Source organism: uncultured Microbacterium sp. (assembly GCF_963521695.1).
GTDB lineage: Bacteria > Actinomycetota > Actinomycetes > Actinomycetales > Microbacteriaceae > Microbacterium.
The window spans coordinates 1-2,675 of record NZ_CAUQWC010000339.1; the positions used below are offsets into that span (position 1 = coordinate 1).

3 protein-coding genes are annotated in these 2,675 nt (G+C 71.9%); all 3 read right to left on the minus strand.

Going from position 1 to position 2,675, the window contains the following annotated elements:
* Positions 1–45: 45 nt before the first annotated feature.
* On the minus strand, positions 46–1,227 hold the full coding sequence (locus RWP81_RS16085; protein WP_314457807.1) for a zinc-dependent alcohol dehydrogenase: 1,182 nt from the start codon (positions 1,225–1,227) through the stop codon (positions 46–48).
* Positions 1,228–1,312: 85 nt separating this feature from the next.
* The gene (locus RWP81_RS16090; RefSeq protein ID WP_314457809.1) at positions 1,313–2,032 is read right to left on the minus strand and encodes a glycosyltransferase; all 720 of its coding nucleotides are present in this window, start codon (positions 2,030–2,032) and stop codon (positions 1,313–1,315) included.
* On the minus strand, positions 2,029–2,675 hold a 647-nt coding region (locus tag RWP81_RS16095; protein WP_314457811.1), incomplete at its 5' end, for an SAM-dependent methyltransferase. The genes RWP81_RS16090 and RWP81_RS16095, both read right to left, overlap by 4 nt.

The window sequence follows — 2,675 nt, forward strand, 5'->3', positions numbered from 1 at the left end:
GGGCCGGCGGGGCCGGCGGGGCCGGCGACGCCGGCGGGGAGGGCGTCAGGCGCCGGGGCGCAGGACGACCTTGATGCAGCCGTCCTCCTTCTTCTGGAACGTCTCGTACAGGCCGGGGGCGTCTTCGAGCGGCGCGTGGTGGGTGACCAGGTCCATGACGCCGAGCGGGTCGGCGGGATCTTCGACGAGTGGAAGCAGGTCGTCGACCCAGCGCTTGACGTTGCACTGGCCCATCCGGAAGGTGAGCTGTTTGTCGAACATCGTCTTCATCGGCAGCACGTCGGCCTCACCGGCGTACACCCCGCTGAGAGAGACGGTGCCCCCGCGACGGACGAGGTCGATCGAGGAGTAGACGGCGGCGAGGCGGTCGAGGCCCGCCTTGTCCATGAGCTTCTGCGCGAGGGCGTCGGGGAGCAGTCCGATCGCGTTCTGCGCCAGTCTGACGCCGCCGTTGCCATGGGCCTCCATGCCGACGGCATCCACCACGGCATCGGCCCCGCGGCCCTCGGTGAGGTCGACGAGCTCGTCGACGACCGTGTCGGTGAGGTCGTAGGTCAGCACACCGTGCCGTTCGGCCATCGCGCGGCGGTCGGCCTCAGGCTCGATCGCGAGCACGCGGTAGCCGAGGTGCACGCCGATGCGGGCGGCGAACTGGCCGACCGGGCCGAGTCCCATCACCGCGAGCGTTCCCCCCTCGGGCACGTTCGCGTACTTCACGCCCTGCCACGCGGTCGGCACGATGTCGCTGAGGAAGAGGTAGCGGTCGTCGGGCAGGTCGTCACCGACGCGGATGTGGTTGTAGTCGGCCAAGGGCACGCGGAGGTACTCGGCCTGGCCGCCCGGCACCTGGCCGTAGAGCTTGGTGTAGCCAAAGAGCGCGGCACCGCTGCCGTACTCACGCACCTGTGTCGTCTCGCACTGCGACTGCAGGCCGCGGCGACACATGAAGCAATGCCCGCACGAGATGTTGAACGGCACGACGATGCGGTCGCCCACCGCGAGGTTCGTCACGGCGGAGCCGACCTCGACCACGACGCCCATCGGCTCATGGCCGAGCACGTCGCCCTTGTCGATGAACGGGCCGAACAGCTCGTACAGGTGCAGGTCGGAACCGCAGATCGCCGTCGAGGTGATCTTGACGATGGCATCGGTCGGTTCGAGGATCTCGGGATCGGGGACCTCCTCGACGCTCACGTTGCGCTTGCCCTGCCAGGTCAGTGCCTTCATGTCGTGCCTCTCGTTCCGGGGATGCCCAGTGTGCGCCCCGACACGGCGGCCCGCCGAGGTGGTTGACGAGCCCCCGGTGCGTGCGTCACGCCCCCGGCGCTGCCACCGGCGGAGCGTCGATCCAGGCGTGCACGCGCGCGAGGAACGCGGCGTATCCGGCGGGGGTGCGCCCGACGAGGCGTCCCGACGTCTCCACCTCGTGCACGTCGCTCGCGCGCTCGCGGGCCCCGATCGCCCGGGCCGCGCGAACGAGAGCGACGTCTTCATGGGCGGGGAGATCCGGGATGCCACCGGCCTCGGCGTACGTGCTGGCCCGAACGCCGAGATTGGCGCCGTGCACGTTGCCGGGCGGGCGTCCGCGATGGTGGGTGGCGCGCCAGTACGCGACGTGCCGCGCGCTGAGGTCGGCGAAGTCGGGGCGCACGGTTCCGAGGACCACGTCGGCGCCGGCATCCGCCAGGTCGAGCTGGTGGGTGATCCAGTCCGCGGGCACGACCGTGTCGGCATCCGTCATCGCGATCCAGGTGTCGTGCGCACTCGCGTCCAGCGTCGACAGGGCGTGCGCGACGCCGGTCCGGCGGGCGGCGCCGACGCGGCGCGCGCTGATCTCAACGACCTCGACCGGCCACCGCCGCACCTGCGGCTCGGTGGCGTCGGCGCACGCGTCGAGCACGACGACGACGACCGCGACGAGATCGGGGGCGCCCTCCCGCGCGCGCGCCACCGCTCTCGTCACCGATGACAGACATCGCCCGATCAGCGCTTCCTCGTCGTGCGCGGGGATGACGACCGCCACCGCCTTCACGGCACGAGTCCGGCCTCGGTCGCCACCGACCGCGCTCCCGGGCGCGCGAACACCTCGAGCACGAAATCCTCCTCCTCATGGCGCACGAGGCGCACCAGGTCGGGGCGTCCGGCGAGCGCGTCGTGGACGCTGTCGCCACTGCGGGGGTACTCCGCGACCGGATGCCGCCAGTGGCAGGCCACGAGCTGACCGTCTGTGCTGAGCGACCCGACGGCGGCGGCGAGCCCGCGATCCAGGTCGGCGCCCGCCCAGTAGTACGCCACTTCCGACAGCACGACGAGGTCGAACTCCCCCGCGGGCCAGTCGTCGGGGAGGATGCCGCGACGCAGCTCGACGTTCGCGCTGGTCGGCATTCGTCGGCGAGCCCGTTCGAGGGCGGCGGCGGCGAGATCGACGGCAAGGACTCGGTCGCTCCGCTGGGCCAGCTCCACCGTGAGCGCGCCGGTCGAGCAGCCCGCCTCGAACGTCGCCCGGTACCGACGCCGGGGCAGGGAGGCGAGCAGCACGGCGCGCTTGCGCTCCTCGTACCAGCGTGAATCGAAGCCCCACGGATCGTCGTGCCGGGCGTAGATGTCGTCGAAGTAGGCCTGGCCGACGGTGGCGTCCGGCTCGGGCTCAGGCTCGGCGGGGCCCGGGGCGGGCT